Below are 13,011 nucleotides of genomic sequence, written 5' to 3' on the forward strand. Positions count from 1 at the left end.
CACTGGAGAAGGCAGAAATGCGTTTGGACAGAGAGACGAAGGGCAAGATCAATCGCGATGCATACGAGATGGCACGCGCGCTGTTCGAGCCGCTCCGGAGCGTGATGGAATACGAGATCGCGCTGGGAGCGGTTCGGGAAACCTGGTCGCCCGACGGCTTGGTGATGCGCTACGCCAATGGGCAGTTTGTGCTCGAGAGGCCGGAAGAATAGCGGGCTGTCCCAATGTCCCGGTTCGTTTGTCCCAAGGACGCTTCTTGGGACGTGTCCCATGTCCCAGATGCAATTTTCTTGGGACGGGCCGCAATCCCTTGCCCAGCAAGGATTGTCCCATGTCCCAAGGGACTCCCGCGAAATTCCGTGCGCATGACGTGGCGTGCACGGGAGCGCGCGATGGGTGCGTGTACGCGCGCCACATCATGCGCGGATTTTTCCTTTTATCTCTTGGGACATTGGGACAATGGGACAAGAGGGGAGAGCCGAATGGATGATCTGAGGGAGCAGGTCGCCGCGGCGATGAATCCGAAGGGGCAATTGGGCGACGCCGTGGCCCAGCCGGAGATGAAGCTCGGGGCGCTGGCCTTCGCCGATGACTTGGGCCGCATGCTCTGGCGCCTCAAGTACGGCCAGGACACCGCGCCGCAGACATTCCACCGCGCCGCGCTGCTCCTGGCGCGCCGGGCGCGCGGCCTGAAGCGCTTGCGGCGGGGCCATCGCATGAGCCGGCGCGCGACGGAAGCCGATCTTGGCGACGGCGATCTGCTGGAGCGGCTCGCAGCGCGGGCCGTGGCCGAGTGGGTCAATGATCGTTGCTCGAGCTGTTCCGGCCGCGGGCGAGTCGGTGGCGGCGCGGTGGTGCGCGGGCGCGATGGCTGTCCCGTCTGCGGCGGCGCGCGATGGATCTCGTGGGAGGAGCGCATTCCCTTCGCGGCGCCGGGCCTAGTGTTGCGCTGGCGGGATCGCTGCGATCGATGCAACGGGCTGGGCGGCGTGGCCGCCGGCGGCAAGCTGCATCGGATGGCAGTGTGCGCCGGGTGCGGCGGCTCCGGCCGCGCCCGATATGCCGATGCGGACCGTGCCCACGCGCTCCGCCTTCCGCTGGAAACCTACCGGCGGCGATGGTCCGACGTGCTGCTGGGCATGCTGGCCGTGCTGGATGCCTTCGACGGCGACACGGAGAATGTGGTGGCGCGCCAGCTTCGCGTGCGCATTGCATCTCCGACTGACATGGACTAGACTTCGCTCCAGTCGGCCATGCCGATCCCTTTCGCTGGCACTCGCGTTAGTCGTGCAGCCCTCCCAGGACAGAATAAAAATTAGGGGTGCCTGGTTGGTTCGTTGGGATCTGGCCGTCCATACAAAACGCAAGTCACTGAAGCCCGGAGCGCGCAAGCCTCCGGGCTTTTTCCGTTGCGCTTCGGCGCATACCCGCATGGCCCGCCGCAGCGCGGGCCGTTTTCATTGGAGCTTCCCATGATTAAGCCTTCTGTCGGCCGCAAGGTCTGGTATCGCCCGAGCGAAGCTGACCAGACCGGCCCCATCCCGATGGTCGCAAGTGCCGGCCAGCCGCTCGATGCCACCGTCATCGCGGTGTGGGGTGATCGTTGCGTCAACCTGAACGTGGTCGATACCGTCGGCCGTTCGTTCCCGGTCCTGTCCTGCACCCTGCTGCAGGATGGCGACGAGCCGTCCACCGACGCGGACGGCAACATCATCGGCCGCTATGCCGAGTGGATGCCGTACCAGACCGCGCAGGCGGCCAAGGACGCGGCGCCGGCCGCCTGAGCCTCCGTTGTCTCCACCCGCCGGTGACAGGGCGGGCTTCATGCGGGCTGGTGTTGTGGGGTGCCAGCCCGCTTTCTTTTTGGGGGAGTGCATGGCTACCGTCAGCGTCGACATCGGCTCAGTGCTGCGCGCGTTCAACGATGCGCAAGAGCGGCAGATGCCGTTCGCGGCGGCGCGGGGGCTCACGCGCCTGGCCGGGCTGGTCCGCGATGCCGAGACCGCCGCGATCGTGCAGGCCTTCGATAACCCCGTGCCGTTCACGCGGTCCGCGATTGGCAGCAGCGCGGCGACAAAGGCGTTGCTGGAGGCAACGGTCTTCATCAAGGATCGGCAGGCGGCGTACCTGCGCACGGAAGTGGAGGGCGGCCGCCGGGACCTCAAGACCTTCGAGCGGTTGTTCGGCAAGGGCATCGCCGTGCCCAGCGTTGGCGCCAAGCTGAACCAGTACGGCAACCTCACGCGCGGCACCATCAAGAAGATCGCCGCCGAGCTGAATTCGTCGGGCGAGTTCAAGCGCTACTTCATGGGCAAGCCTCGCGGGCACGACCTGCCTGAGGCGATCTATGCCCGCGTCGATGGCAATCGCCGCATCGTGCCGCTCCTGGTCTTCGTCAACGATGCCCAGTACCGGAAGCGGCTGGCCTTCAGCGAGGTGGCGGAGCACACGGCGCGGGCCAACTTCGAGCGCGAGATGCTGTTGGCCTGGCGCGACGCGCTGACCACGGCGCGCTGATCGGCGGCGTCGACCGGCTGGGCCGCCCGGCGGCCGGCCCCCCCAGGGGGGGGCGGGGGCGCCCGCCGGGGGCCCGCGGGTCCTTCCGGCCTCCCGACTCACAGGGGTCATTCACGCCCCGATTCATTTCCAGATGAAAGGGCGCCAAGGGTTAGTTAGTTTGGGGATGGGATGGGCAAGACCGTGAACCTGCTGGAGCTGGCCGAGATCACCGGATTCGCCGTGCAGACGCTGATTCGGTGGCAAAAGGACGAGGACATGCCGGTTCTGCTCGCTGGCCAGCGCGGCCGCGGCAACGAGTACGACACCGCCGCGGTCATTTCTTGGCTGGCGCGGCGCGAGGTCCATCGCGCTGGCCTGTCCAGCCCGAAAGACGAGCTTGATCGGGTGCGCAAGGTCGAAGTCGAGATCCGCATCGGCGAAAAGCTCGATCTGCTGGCGCCGGCCGCCACGTTCGAATCGCTCTGGAGCAACCACATCGAGGCGGCCAAGACCGAGTTGCTCCTGCTGCCCGGGAAGTTGGCTGACGCCGTGTTCGAGGCGCATGGCATCGAAGTCGACGAGCAACTGACCCTGCCGCTCATTGAGGAGTGCCTGGGCAAACTCCAACACCTGGACGAAGACGATGACGCTGACCCCGACTCTGAGCATCCTGACGATGCAGGAGACCTCGAGGAGGATGACGAAGACGGCTAGGCGCGCGCTGCGCGCGGCCGTGTCGCGCTGGGCGTTGCCGCCACGCATGAACGCGCTGGAATGGTCGCGCCGGCACCGCTATCTGTCGAGCATCGAGGCCGACCGCGCCGGCAAGTACGACCCGGAGGTGACGCCTTACCTGTGCTGGCCAGGCAATCCGCTCGAGGCGATCGACGATCCGAACGTGATCGAGGTGTGCTGCCAGAAGTCGGCGCAGGTCGCGTGGACCTCCGGTGTGCTCGGCAATATCCTGGGCAAGTGGATCGACCTCGACCCGTCGCCCATCCTTGGCCTGTTCCCGAAAGAGGGCGCGGCCAAGGAATACATGGCCGAGAAGTTCGAGCCGATGGTGGGCGCCACGCCGCGGCTTCGCGCCGCGGTGAATCTGCGCAGCCGCAAGGCGCAGCAGCGCATGCTGTTCAAGCGCTTTCGCGGCGGCTTCCTCAAGCTGGTCGGGTCGAATTCGCCGTCGAGCGTGAAGTCCAGCCCGATCCCGCGCGTCTTCATCGAGGAGCCGGACGACTGCAACCTCAACCTGCGCGGCCAGGGCGATTCGATCAAGCTGGCCAAGGAGCGCACGAAGACGTACCGGCGATCGCGCGTCAAGATCGTCATCGGCGGCACGCCGACCGTGGAGGGCACCTCGACCATCGCGGCCGAGATGGAGCTCTCGGACAAGCGGGTGGGCATGATTCCATGCCATCACTGCGGCGCGGAGCATGCGCTGAGTTTCGCCAACCTGCATTGCCCCGAAGATCCTGACGCGGCGCATCCGATCTACGGCAAGAAGGTGCCGGACGAAGCCTACTACGTGTGCCCGCACTGTGAAGGCCGATGGAACGATGCGGAGAAACGCCGCAATGTGAAGCAAGGCCGCTGGATGGCGACCGCGCCGTTCAACGGCATTGCCGGCTACTACATCAACGAGTTGTACAGCCCGTTCGCCGGCTCGACGATGCCTATCCTGATGGCAAATCGCCTCACGGCGATGCACCACCTGGAGATGGGCGACGAAAGCAAGCTCGTCGCCTTCGTCAACAGCTCGATGGGCTTGCCCTATTCGTTCAAGGGCGACCAGCCCGAGGCCAGCGTGCTGGCGGAGCGGGCGGAGCCATATGCCGCCGGCGTTGTGCCTGCCGGCGGCCTCGTGCTCGTCATGGGCGTCGACGTGCAGCCCGACCGCCTGGAGGTGGTTTTGCGCGCCTACGGGCGCGGGGAGGAATCCTGGTTGGTGCGGTATGACCGGCTCTATGGCCAGCCGGGCCTGATTACGGATGATGTCTGGAACCAGCTCGACAAGCTGGTCTTCGGCAAGTACCGGCATGAGCGCGGCTTCGCCCTGAGCCTCTCGGCGGTGTCGATCGACAGCTCGGACGGCAACACATCCGATGCGGTTTACAAATACGTGCGATCGCGCCAGGGCCGCGGCGTTCCGCATGTCATGGCGATCAAGGGCGCGCGCAGTCCCGATGCGGAGATCTTCCGTAAGCCCGGGCCGGTGATCGAGACCAACAAGAAGAACACGAAGGCGGCGCGCTACGGCGTGTCGGTCTTCATGGTCGGCGTTGGCCGCGCCAAGGACCTGTTGATCGGCGAACGCGGTCGCGTCGGACTGGAGGGCAAGGGGCCGGGCCGCTTTCACGTCTACAAGGACGTGATCGCCGACTACTTCGACCAGTTGCTGGCGGAGGTCAAGGCGCCGGTGCGCCAGAAAAACGGGCACGTGGTGCGCGTCTGGCAGAAGAAGGTCGGCAAACGCAATGAGGCGCTCGACTGCGAGGTCTACGCATTGCACGCCACGCGCGCGGCCAAGGTCCACCTGATGCAGGAGCGGGACTGGTCCACGCTCGAGGCGCGGCTGTCGCAAGGCGGCCTGTTCGACGACATGCCGCCACCACCGGCGCCGCTTCAAGTTGCCGACGCGCCATCACCTGTACCCGCCGTGCCGGAGTCGGAAGATGAGGACCCGGACGAGGATGCGCTGCAGGCCCGGCCACAGCGAGCCGCAGAGCCGGCTGCCGCCGACACATCACCCAACCTGCCACCGCGGGCGCGGCGCCGAAGATACGGCACCGTCTCGCGCGGCGTGGAGATCTGACCCATGATTACTGCAGAACAAGCACAGGCGCAGCTCGACGCATGGCTCGCCGCCAGCCTCGCGGTGGCACGCAACCAGTCTTACGAGATCGAGGGGCGCAAGCTCACGCGCGCCGACGCGGCCGAGATCCGCCGGCAGATCAATTTCTGGGAGGGCAAGCTCGCGGCCGCGCGCAACGGTGGCCGCCGCATGCGCATCGGCTACGGGGTCGCCGAATGAAAGTCGGCAAACCAGACCTGAAGCTCACGCTGACGGACCGGATCGTCAACTACTTCGATCCGGTCGCCGGCAACCGCCGGGCCCAGGCGCGCACCGCGCAGGCCTACTCCGGCGCATACGAGGGTGCCTCGCGTTCCAAGCGCTCGTTGCGTAACTGGTTTGCGTTCGGCGGCTCGGCCGATGCCGACCTGCTGCCGGCGCTGGCCGAGCTGCGCAATCGTAGCCGCGACCTGGCGCGAAACAATCCCCTGGCGCTGGGCGCCATCAACACGGCGGTGACGAATGTGGTCGGCACCGGGCTTGCGCCGCAGCCGACCATCGACGCGGAGGTGCTGGGCTTGACGGAGGAGCAGGCGTCCACCTGGCAGCAGCAGGCGCAGCGGGAATTTTCCCTGTTCGCTGACACGAAGGAATGCGACATCTCGCTAGCGCAGACGTTCTACGAGATGCAGCAGCTGGCGTTCCGTTCCACGCTGGAAAATGGCGACCTGTTCGTAGTCACGCCCCTCCTGACGCGCCACCGCACTGCATATCGCCTCCGCCTGCAACTGATCGAGGGCGATCGCTGCTGCAACCCGAACTACGCCGCCGACACGGAGAATCTTGCTGGTGGTATTGAGATGGACGACTACGGCGCCCCGGTTGCCTGTCACTTCCTGCGCAAGCACCCGGGCGGTATCGGTGCCCGCGCAGGCAAGCGCATCTGGGATCGGCGCGAGGTATTCGGCAACGGCACCGGCCGCCGCAACGTGCTGCACCTGTTCGAGCGGCGGCGGGTTGGCCAGACACGCGGCCAGCCGTACCTGGCGCCCGTGATTGAGCCGCTGCGGCAGCTCGGTATCTACACGGAGGCCGAGCTGGCCGCTGCGGTTGTATCGGGCATGTTCACGGTCTTCATCAAGACCGAGGACGGGCAGGGCGTTTTGCCCGAGGACGAAGGGAAGGAATCGCAGCCGGACTACCGGCTTGGCAAAGGCGCAGTTATCCAGGGTGCGCCCGGCGACAGCGTTGAGGTCATCAACCCAGGCCGCCCGAATGCGTTGTTCGATCCCTTCGTGCAGTCGATCCTGCGCCAGATCGGCGTGGCGCTCGAGTTGCCGTTCGAAGTGCTCATCAAGCACTACACCTCGAGTTACACCGCGGCGCGCGCGGCCATCCTGGACGCATGGCGCTTCTTCAAGCTGCGTCGCTTCTGGCTCTCGACAAACTTTTGCCAGCCGGTCTACGAGCTGGTGATGGACGAAGCGGTCGCCAACGGCCGCCTGTCGGCGCCGGGTTATTTCACTGATCCCCTCATCCGGCGCGCCTGGTTGGGCTGCCAGTGGGTGGGTGACGCGCCGGGCGCGGTCGATCCACTCAAGGAAGCGCTGGCGTCGGAGAAGAATCTGGCGATCGGGCGCACTACCCTGGCAAAGGAAACAATGGCCTATGACGGGAGCAATTGGGTCGACAACCACGCGCAGCAGGCACGGGAGATGGAGGCCCGCCGCCGCGATGGGCTCCTGGTGCCGGCCACGGCCAGCGGCGCAGAAATGGAGCCCGGGCTCGATGACCCCTCGGCGCCGCCCGACCCCAGCGACCCCAAGCCTTTGCCGGATCTGCCGGCCAACAAGTAACGCGGACCCGCCCATGTGGCGGGTTTTGTTTTTCAGGAGCAGTGATGAATCGACTACTCGATGTGGTGACGGCGCCCTGGGCGATCCTGCCAGCCAAGCTCTCGGAGATCGTCGCAGCTTACGACGCGCGCATGCTGGGCGAGCAGATCGACCTGCAGGCGGTAGCCGCCAGCCTGGGCCGGCCGCTCGGCAGCGAGCCGCAGGACTACGAGATCGTCGACGGTGTGGCGATCATTCCGATGATGGGCACGATCGCGCGCCGCGCGAATCTGTTCAGCGACATCTCCGGCGGCGCTTCCAGCGACCTGGTGATGCGCGATCTGCGCTCGGCTGCGGCGAACAGCCGGGTGAATTCGATCCTGCTGCATGCCGACACACCCGGCGGCACCGTCGCCGGCACGCAGCAGACCGCCAACGTGATGCGTGAGGTAGGCGCGGTCAAGCCCGTCGTCACCCTGGGCGATGGTCTGATCGCCTCGGCCGGCTACTGGATCGGCGCCGCCGCACAGGCGGTGTTTATCGCCGACGGCACCACGCAGGTCGGCTCCATCGGCGTCGTGAGCAGCCACCGCGACGTGTCGCGCTCCGAGGAAATGCGCGGCGTCAAGACCACCGAAATCTATGCCGGCAAGTACAAGCGCATCGCCGGCAGCTACGCGCCGCTGTCCGAGGAGGGCAGGGCTTCGGTGCAGGACTACGTGGATTACCTGTATGGCCAGTTCGTGCAGGCCGTTGCGGAATACCGCGGCGTCAGCACTGAGAAGGTCCTGGCCGACATGGCCGACGGGCGCATTTTCGTCGGCCAGCAGGCCGTCGATGCTGGGCTGGTTGACGGCATTGCCACGCTCGACCAGCTGGTCGGCCGGCTTGCCGCTGGCGAGTTCAAAACCCCCGGGGCCGCAGTGCCCCGTCCCAAGACCCGGGCGGATATGCCCACTTCTCCGAAAGGAAACTCCATGAGCATCACGACCCGCGACGAGCTGGCGGCAGAATCGCCCGCACTGCTGCAGGAAATCGAATCCGCCGCCCGCGCCGCCGGCGAAGCTGCCGGCGCCACCGCCGAGCGCGCACGCATCCTCGGCATCGAGGCGCACGCGATGGTCGGCCACGAGGCGCTCATTGCCTCGCTGAAGGCCGACGGCAAGACGACGCCGGACCAGGCCGCCGCCCAAGTCCTGGGCGCGCATCGCGCGGCGCTGGCCAAGCAGGCCAGCGGCCAGGCTGCCGACGCTCCGCCGCCGCTGCCGGCGTCGGTAGATGCCAGCGCTGGCGGCAAGAAGGATGCGCCGACCAAAGCGCAGATCGCCGCGCGCGCGGCCGAGCTGCGCCGTGAGGCCGAGGCCAATGGCGGGAGCCTGTCCTACGCCGCGGCGGCCACGCAGGCCGCCAAGGAACTGGCGCAGGACTGACCGCACCGCGTCTCTCATCACTTCACAGGAAATCACCATGAGCAATCCCGGACTCCTCAAGGCCCATATCGCCGAGGGCCCGCTGGCCAAGAATCGCATCGTCACCCACGGTGCGACCGACGGCAGCGTCAAGCAGGCCACCGCGGCCACCGATCCCCTGCTGGGCGCCACCGAGGGCTTCGCTTACGTCGCCGGCGACCGCCCGACCATCGTGCGCAGTGGTATCGCCGACATCGAGTACGGCGGCAACGTCACGCGCGGTCAGCCGCTGACCGCGGATGCGGTCGGCCGTGCCGTCGCGGCGGCGCCGGCCGCTGGCAGCAACGTTCGCATCATCGGCTTCGCCGACGTGTCGGGCGTCCAGGGCGACATCTGCCCGGTGTCCTTGGCGCCCAGCGTGATGCAGGGCTAGACGCCCCGTCCCGCCTTCCTTCTTCCCTTTCTTCTAGGAGTCATCCATGACGACTGCTGTCGCTCCGTACCCGATCAATCTGCAGCTCATCGCGGCGATCGTGATTGCCTACGCCAACGGCGAGATGATCGCCGACCAGGTGATGCCGCGCGTGCCGGTTTCCCAGGCCGAGTTCAAGTATCTGGTGCAAACGGTCGCTGACCACTTCACCGTGCCCGACACCCGTGTGGGCCGCAAGGCGAAGCCCAACCAGGTCGAAAGCTCCGGCACCATGCAGACCGGCGCCGTGTTCGACTACGGCCTGGACGAGATCGTCCCGGTCGAGGACGTGAAGAACGCCCCGGAGGGTGTCGACCCGTTGGCGCTCGCCGCCGAATTCGTGATGAAGCTGGTCACGCTCGACCGGGAGGTACGCGTGGCCAACACCGTCTTCGGTGCGGCGAATCACACCAACAAGCTCACCCTGGCGGGCTCGGCGCAGTGGTCCGACTACACCAGCTCGGACCCGATCACGGCCATCCTGACCGCGTTGGACGCGCCGATCATGCGGCCGAATGTGGCGATCTTCGGTCGCACCGTGTGGACCAAGCTGATCCTCCACCCGAAGGTGATCGACTACGTGAACGGCAAGGGTGGTACGTCCGGCGGCGTGACGCGCCAGCAACTGGCCGGCGCAATTGAGATCGATGAGATCCTGGTCGGCAGTGCTTTCGTCAACACGGCGCGCAAAGGCCAGGCGATGTCGCTGCAGCGTTGCTGGGGCAAGCATGCGGCATTCATCTACCGCGAGAAGCCGGCGGAGACCACGCGCTCCACCACCTGGGGCTTCACCGCGCAGCAGGGCGAACGTATCTCCGATGCCGATTTCGGCAAGCAGTATGGCGGCCTCGAGGGCAGCTACATGGTGCGCGCTGGCGAGCGCGTCAACGAACTGGTGACTGCACCGGATCTGTCCTTCTTCTTCCAGAACGCTATCGCCTGAGGGCGCTAGCGCCGCGTCTTGTCAGAGCGGCCCGCCATGTGCGGGCCGTTTCCTTTTCGAGAGGAACAGCATGAGAGTCAAAGCAATCTGGCCGGTGGATACCGGCAGGAAGGAGCCGCACGCCGCCGGCGCCGAGTTCGATGTCTCGCCGGAGCTTGCCTCCGAGCTCAAGGCGGCGGGCGCGGTGGAAATCGTGGAGCGCAAGCGCGGTGGCGAGCCGAAGAACCCGGCCGGCACGCAGCTGGAGCCGCCGCCCCCCGATCCCGGCGCGCCTGGCGCGCCCGGTGGTAGCGGCGCCGGCGATACGGATGCCGGCGACGACCAGACCGGCGACCAGGGCGGCCAGGGCAGTAACCCCGGCTCGCAGGCCTGATGGACGGCGAGGACCTGGACGATTTTGTCGAGGATTTCGGCGAGCTCGTCAACGTGCCCAGCCGGGGCATTTCCCACAAGGCGCTCATCAACCATCTGCCCGGCGACACGCTCAACGGTCTCTCGCGGGGCAATGGCGTGCAACTGCTGGGCCGTGCGGATCTGTTCGGTGTCCTGGCGGCCGGTGATGTGGTGACGGTGAGCGCCGGCCCCGCGGCCGGGGACTACAACCCGGTCGGCGAGCCCGCGAAGCGCAGTGACGGCGCGTTCGTGCTGATCGATCTCAACCCGGTATCGACATGACCACCACCAAGCGCGAGGAAATGGCCCAGCGCCTCTACGAGCGCTTGCAGGCCGTGCCCGGTCTGCAAGCGCTGGGACTGGCGTTCTCCCGGTCCCTCTTTGCCGCATTGGACATGCGCGGAAAGAAGCGTGTTCTGGTGGTGCACCACGGCAAAGAGCAGCTCGGCGCCGAGTCGACTGCGGAGATCGACCGGCATGCCGTGCTGATCGTGACCATCGTGACGCGCGACCCGGACCCGGACAGCCTGTCCGAAGCTGCGTTCGCGCTGATGCATCCCGCCGTCATGACGTTCACGGACCCCGCGCTGATCGACATCAGTGAGCTGGGCACGGACGCACCCAGCTACGACAACCTCGGCGGCATCGTCGGCGCGCGCGCAGTCCACTACGACTTCTTTTACCGCACGGGGCGTGACAGCCTCAGTGCATAGGAGATCCAGATGAAGCAAAACACGGAGGCCGGGCCGCCGGCGGACGCGGCTACCACCGCGGCCACGCCGGCACCGTCCGATTCGGCCAGCGTGCTGGCCACCGACCATTTCGCCGGCGTGGCGGGCTCGTTCGAGTTCGATCCGGTCAGCGGCACGCGCCGTCCGGTAGCCGGGCCGGCCATCAACCAACCCGAGGAGAATCAGCATGGCTAAGCTCAATCGAAAGACGGTGCTGCTGGCAAAAATCGAGACGACGCCGGGCACCGATGCCGTTCCGACCGGCGCCGCCAATGCCATCCTGGCGCGCTCGTGCACCGTGCAACCGCTGGTGGCGGAGAACGTGCCGCGCAATCTCATCCGGGCCTATTTCGGCAACAGCGAGCAGATCCCGGTGGGCATTCACAGCGAGCTCGACTGCGAGGTCGAACTGGCCGGCGCCGGCGCGGCCGGTACGGCACCGGCCTGGGGGCCGCTCATGCGTGCGTGCGGCATGTCCGAAACCGTCACAGCGGCCACGGATGTCAAATACGCGCCCGTGACTGGCACCAACGAGACGGTGAGCATCTACGCCTACATCGACGGCCTGCTGCACAAGCTGGTCGGCTGTAAGGGTACGGTGGCCTTCGACATCACCGCCAAGCAGGTCCCGGTGATGCGTTTCAAGTTCATCGGTACGTTCGCGCCGGTGACGGATGCGGGTAATCCGGCGGGCGTGGACTACTCGAAATTCCAGCGGCCGGCCGCGGTCAACAAGACCAATACGGCAACCTGGTCCATCTCCGGCTATACGGGCCCGTTGCAGGCGCTGCAGATCGATCTGGCGAATACCCTGGTCTGGCGCTCGTTGGTCGCCTACGAGGGCGTCGAGCAGACCGATCGCCAGCCGACCGGCAGCATCAACATGGAGCTCACCACGGTGGCCAGCAAGGACTGGTGGTCGACCGTGCGCGACGTGGTGCTGGGCGCGCTGTCGATCACGCACGGTACGGTGGCCGGCAACATCGTCAAGATCGACGCTCCCAAGGTGCAGATGTCGAACCTGGCATACGCCGACCAGGACGGCGTTGCGATGATGACCTCCAACCTCACCATCAATCCGAACGTGGGCAACGACGAGCTGCTGATTACGGTCAAGTAGCCGGCTGCGGCCTTGCCGCTGCACAACCCGTGAGGCCCGCCGTCGAGCGGGCCTCCGTCATTTCCAGGAGAACCACCCCAATGGCATTCAAGCTCACCACCACGCCGACCTTCGGCGCGCGCGTCACCGTCGAGACCCTCAACGAGAGGGGCGTCATCGAGAAATCGCAATTCCTGGCGATTTTCACCCGCTACACCGTGACCCAGCTCGAGGAGCTCAAAGCACGTTGGCTGTCCGAGGGCAAGGATGATCCCTGCTGGCTCGCGCGTCAGGTCCTGGTCGGCTGGAAAGAGCTGGTAGCCGACGACGGCACCGTGGCCGAGTTCAACGAAGAGAACAAGGCCGTGCTGCTGCAGATCCCGCCGGCTGTCGCCGCGTTGCAGGCAGCGTTCTGGGACAACGTCATCACCTCGCGCGCAAAAAACTGATCGAGGCCGCGCGGCATTGGGCCGGCGCGCGCGAAACCGACTTCGAGGCGGACGCCGATGTGGCCGACGCGCTGGAGGCGATGGGTGCGCCGGCGGAGGTGGTGGCAGCAGCGCGGGCCCGGGGCAGTGGCGAGGATTTTTTCTACCACGACGACACCCGGGAGGCGGTGCTGTTTTTCCTCGACCTGTGGAGCCAGTGGAACCACGTTGGCACGATGGCCGGTGTGGTGCGCACCGGCCTCAACTACCCAGCCGTGGAGAGTGCCATGCGCCTCAGCGGCATCGGTGGAAAGAGCCGCGCGGCCTTGTTCGCAGATCTCCAGTTGATGGAGAGTGCGGCGCTCAAAGTCTTCCTGGAGGAAGCCGAGAGACGCCGCCGATGACCACAAC

The 13,011-nt window shown here is 66.5% G+C and carries 18 protein-coding genes; all 18 read left to right on the forward strand.

The annotated features are described in order from the left end of the window. The first annotated feature begins 17 nt into the window (after positions 1-17). A complete protein-coding gene (locus KF708C_RS31400) occupies positions 18-212 on the forward strand; it encodes a hypothetical protein (protein ID WP_059415572.1) in 195 nt (64 codons plus the stop codon). Positions 213-482: 270 nt separating this feature from the next. Further along, positions 483-1,235 carry a hypothetical protein gene (locus KF708C_RS31405; protein ID WP_059415573.1) on the forward strand — a complete coding sequence of 251 codons (753 nt, stop codon included), beginning with the start codon at positions 483-485 and terminating at the stop codon, positions 1,233-1,235. A 237-nt stretch (positions 1,236-1,472) separates the two neighbouring features. Beyond that, a complete protein-coding gene (locus tag KF708C_RS31410; protein ID WP_156174038.1) occupies positions 1,473-1,784 on the forward strand; it encodes a hypothetical protein in 312 nt (103 codons plus the stop codon). A gap of 91 nt (positions 1,785-1,875) precedes the next feature. Then, a complete protein-coding gene (locus KF708C_RS31415; protein ID WP_059415578.1) occupies positions 1,876-2,517 on the forward strand; it encodes a hypothetical protein in 642 nt (213 codons plus the stop codon). Between the two features lie 171 nt (positions 2,518-2,688). Then, a complete protein-coding gene (locus KF708C_RS31420; RefSeq protein ID WP_059415580.1) occupies positions 2,689-3,213 on the forward strand; it encodes a terminase small subunit in 525 nt (174 codons plus the stop codon). Continuing rightward, on the forward strand, positions 3,197-5,311 hold the full coding sequence (locus tag KF708C_RS31425) for a phage terminase large subunit family protein (protein WP_059415584.1): 2,115 nt from the start codon (positions 3,197-3,199) through the stop codon (positions 5,309-5,311). The genes KF708C_RS31420 and KF708C_RS31425 overlap by 17 nt, the downstream gene beginning before the upstream one ends. Positions 5,312-5,314: 3 nt before the next feature. Next, complete coding sequence (locus KF708C_RS31430; RefSeq protein ID WP_059415586.1) at positions 5,315-5,530, forward strand: DUF6148 family protein; 216 nt, start codon at positions 5,315-5,317, stop codon at positions 5,528-5,530. Then, positions 5,527-7,146, forward strand: a complete 1,620-nt coding sequence (locus tag KF708C_RS31435) for a phage portal protein (RefSeq protein WP_059415588.1) — start codon at positions 5,527-5,529, stop codon at positions 7,144-7,146. The genes KF708C_RS31430 and KF708C_RS31435 overlap by 4 nt, the downstream gene beginning before the upstream one ends. A gap of 44 nt (positions 7,147-7,190) precedes the next feature. Then, the gene (locus KF708C_RS31440; RefSeq protein ID WP_063923102.1) at positions 7,191-8,555 is read left to right on the forward strand and encodes a S49 family peptidase; all 1,365 of its coding nucleotides are present in this window, start codon (positions 7,191-7,193) and stop codon (positions 8,553-8,555) included. Positions 8,556-8,592: 37 nt separating this feature from the next. Further along, the gene (locus KF708C_RS31445; RefSeq protein WP_059415593.1) at positions 8,593-8,967 is read left to right on the forward strand and encodes a DUF2190 family protein; all 375 of its coding nucleotides are present in this window, start codon (positions 8,593-8,595) and stop codon (positions 8,965-8,967) included. 46 nt (positions 8,968-9,013) lie between these two features. Further along, positions 9,014-9,949: a major capsid protein gene (locus KF708C_RS31450; RefSeq protein ID WP_059415595.1), complete on the forward strand. Its 936-nt coding sequence runs from the start codon at positions 9,014-9,016 to the stop codon at positions 9,947-9,949. 70 nt (positions 9,950-10,019) lie between these two features. Next, positions 10,020-10,322 carry a hypothetical protein gene (locus tag KF708C_RS31455; RefSeq protein WP_156174039.1) on the forward strand — a complete coding sequence of 101 codons (303 nt, stop codon included), beginning with the start codon at positions 10,020-10,022 and terminating at the stop codon, positions 10,320-10,322. Further along, positions 10,322-10,624: a hypothetical protein gene (locus tag KF708C_RS31460; RefSeq protein WP_059415600.1), complete on the forward strand. Its 303-nt coding sequence runs from the start codon at positions 10,322-10,324 to the stop codon at positions 10,622-10,624. Before KF708C_RS31455 ends, KF708C_RS31460 begins: the two co-directional genes overlap by 1 nt. Beyond that, positions 10,621-11,055, forward strand: a complete 435-nt coding sequence (locus KF708C_RS31465; RefSeq protein WP_059415602.1) for a hypothetical protein — start codon at positions 10,621-10,623, stop codon at positions 11,053-11,055. The genes KF708C_RS31460 and KF708C_RS31465 overlap by 4 nt, the downstream gene beginning before the upstream one ends. Positions 11,056-11,064: 9 nt before the next feature. Then, on the forward strand, positions 11,065-11,268 hold the full coding sequence (locus KF708C_RS31470; RefSeq protein ID WP_059415604.1) for a hypothetical protein: 204 nt from the start codon (positions 11,065-11,067) through the stop codon (positions 11,266-11,268). Then, positions 11,261-12,193, forward strand: a complete 933-nt coding sequence (locus tag KF708C_RS31475) for a phage tail tube protein (protein ID WP_059415607.1) — start codon at positions 11,261-11,263, stop codon at positions 12,191-12,193. The genes KF708C_RS31470 and KF708C_RS31475 overlap by 8 nt, the downstream gene beginning before the upstream one ends. A gap of 80 nt (positions 12,194-12,273) precedes the next feature. Further along, positions 12,274-12,621, forward strand: coding sequence for a hypothetical protein (locus KF708C_RS31480; RefSeq protein ID WP_059415609.1), 348 nt, complete (start codon positions 12,274-12,276; stop codon positions 12,619-12,621). 59 nt (positions 12,622-12,680) lie between these two features. Further along, complete coding sequence (locus tag KF708C_RS31485) at positions 12,681-13,004, forward strand: DUF1799 domain-containing protein (protein WP_059415611.1); 324 nt, start codon at positions 12,681-12,683, stop codon at positions 13,002-13,004. Positions 13,005-13,011 lie beyond the last annotated feature (7 nt).

This window comes from Cupriavidus basilensis (assembly GCF_000876015.1).
GTDB lineage: Bacteria > Pseudomonadota > Gammaproteobacteria > Burkholderiales > Burkholderiaceae > Cupriavidus > Cupriavidus basilensis_B.

What these genes read in the sequence shown, in the direction of transcription:
- KF708C_RS31400 (WP_059415572.1), top strand. Translation starts at nt 18, where the DNA reads ATGCGTTTGGACAGAGAGACGAAGGGCAAGATCAATCGCGATGCATAC.
- KF708C_RS31405 (WP_059415573.1), top strand. Translation starts at nt 483, where the DNA reads ATGGATGATCTGAGGGAGCAGGTCGCCGCGGCGATGAATCCGAAGGGG.
- KF708C_RS31410 (WP_156174038.1), top strand. Translation starts at nt 1,473, where the DNA reads ATGATTAAGCCTTCTGTCGGCCGCAAGGTCTGGTATCGCCCGAGCGAA.
- KF708C_RS31415 (WP_059415578.1), top strand. Translation starts at nt 1,876, where the DNA reads ATGGCTACCGTCAGCGTCGACATCGGCTCAGTGCTGCGCGCGTTCAAC.
- KF708C_RS31420 (WP_059415580.1), top strand. Translation starts at nt 2,689, where the DNA reads ATGGGCAAGACCGTGAACCTGCTGGAGCTGGCCGAGATCACCGGATTC.
- KF708C_RS31425 (WP_059415584.1), top strand. Translation starts at nt 3,197, where the DNA reads ATGACGAAGACGGCTAGGCGCGCGCTGCGCGCGGCCGTGTCGCGCTGG.
- KF708C_RS31430 (WP_059415586.1), top strand. Translation starts at nt 5,315, where the DNA reads ATGATTACTGCAGAACAAGCACAGGCGCAGCTCGACGCATGGCTCGCC.
- KF708C_RS31435 (WP_059415588.1), top strand. Translation starts at nt 5,527, where the DNA reads ATGAAAGTCGGCAAACCAGACCTGAAGCTCACGCTGACGGACCGGATC.
- KF708C_RS31440 (WP_063923102.1), top strand. Translation starts at nt 7,191, where the DNA reads ATGAATCGACTACTCGATGTGGTGACGGCGCCCTGGGCGATCCTGCCA.
- KF708C_RS31445 (WP_059415593.1), top strand. Translation starts at nt 8,593, where the DNA reads ATGAGCAATCCCGGACTCCTCAAGGCCCATATCGCCGAGGGCCCGCTG.
- KF708C_RS31450 (WP_059415595.1), top strand. Translation starts at nt 9,014, where the DNA reads ATGACGACTGCTGTCGCTCCGTACCCGATCAATCTGCAGCTCATCGCG.
- KF708C_RS31455 (WP_156174039.1), top strand. Translation starts at nt 10,020, where the DNA reads ATGAGAGTCAAAGCAATCTGGCCGGTGGATACCGGCAGGAAGGAGCCG.
- KF708C_RS31460 (WP_059415600.1), top strand. Translation starts at nt 10,322, where the DNA reads ATGGACGGCGAGGACCTGGACGATTTTGTCGAGGATTTCGGCGAGCTC.
- KF708C_RS31465 (WP_059415602.1), top strand. Translation starts at nt 10,621, where the DNA reads ATGACCACCACCAAGCGCGAGGAAATGGCCCAGCGCCTCTACGAGCGC.
- KF708C_RS31470 (WP_059415604.1), top strand. Translation starts at nt 11,065, where the DNA reads ATGAAGCAAAACACGGAGGCCGGGCCGCCGGCGGACGCGGCTACCACC.
- KF708C_RS31475 (WP_059415607.1), top strand. Translation starts at nt 11,261, where the DNA reads ATGGCTAAGCTCAATCGAAAGACGGTGCTGCTGGCAAAAATCGAGACG.
- KF708C_RS31480 (WP_059415609.1), top strand. Translation starts at nt 12,274, where the DNA reads ATGGCATTCAAGCTCACCACCACGCCGACCTTCGGCGCGCGCGTCACC.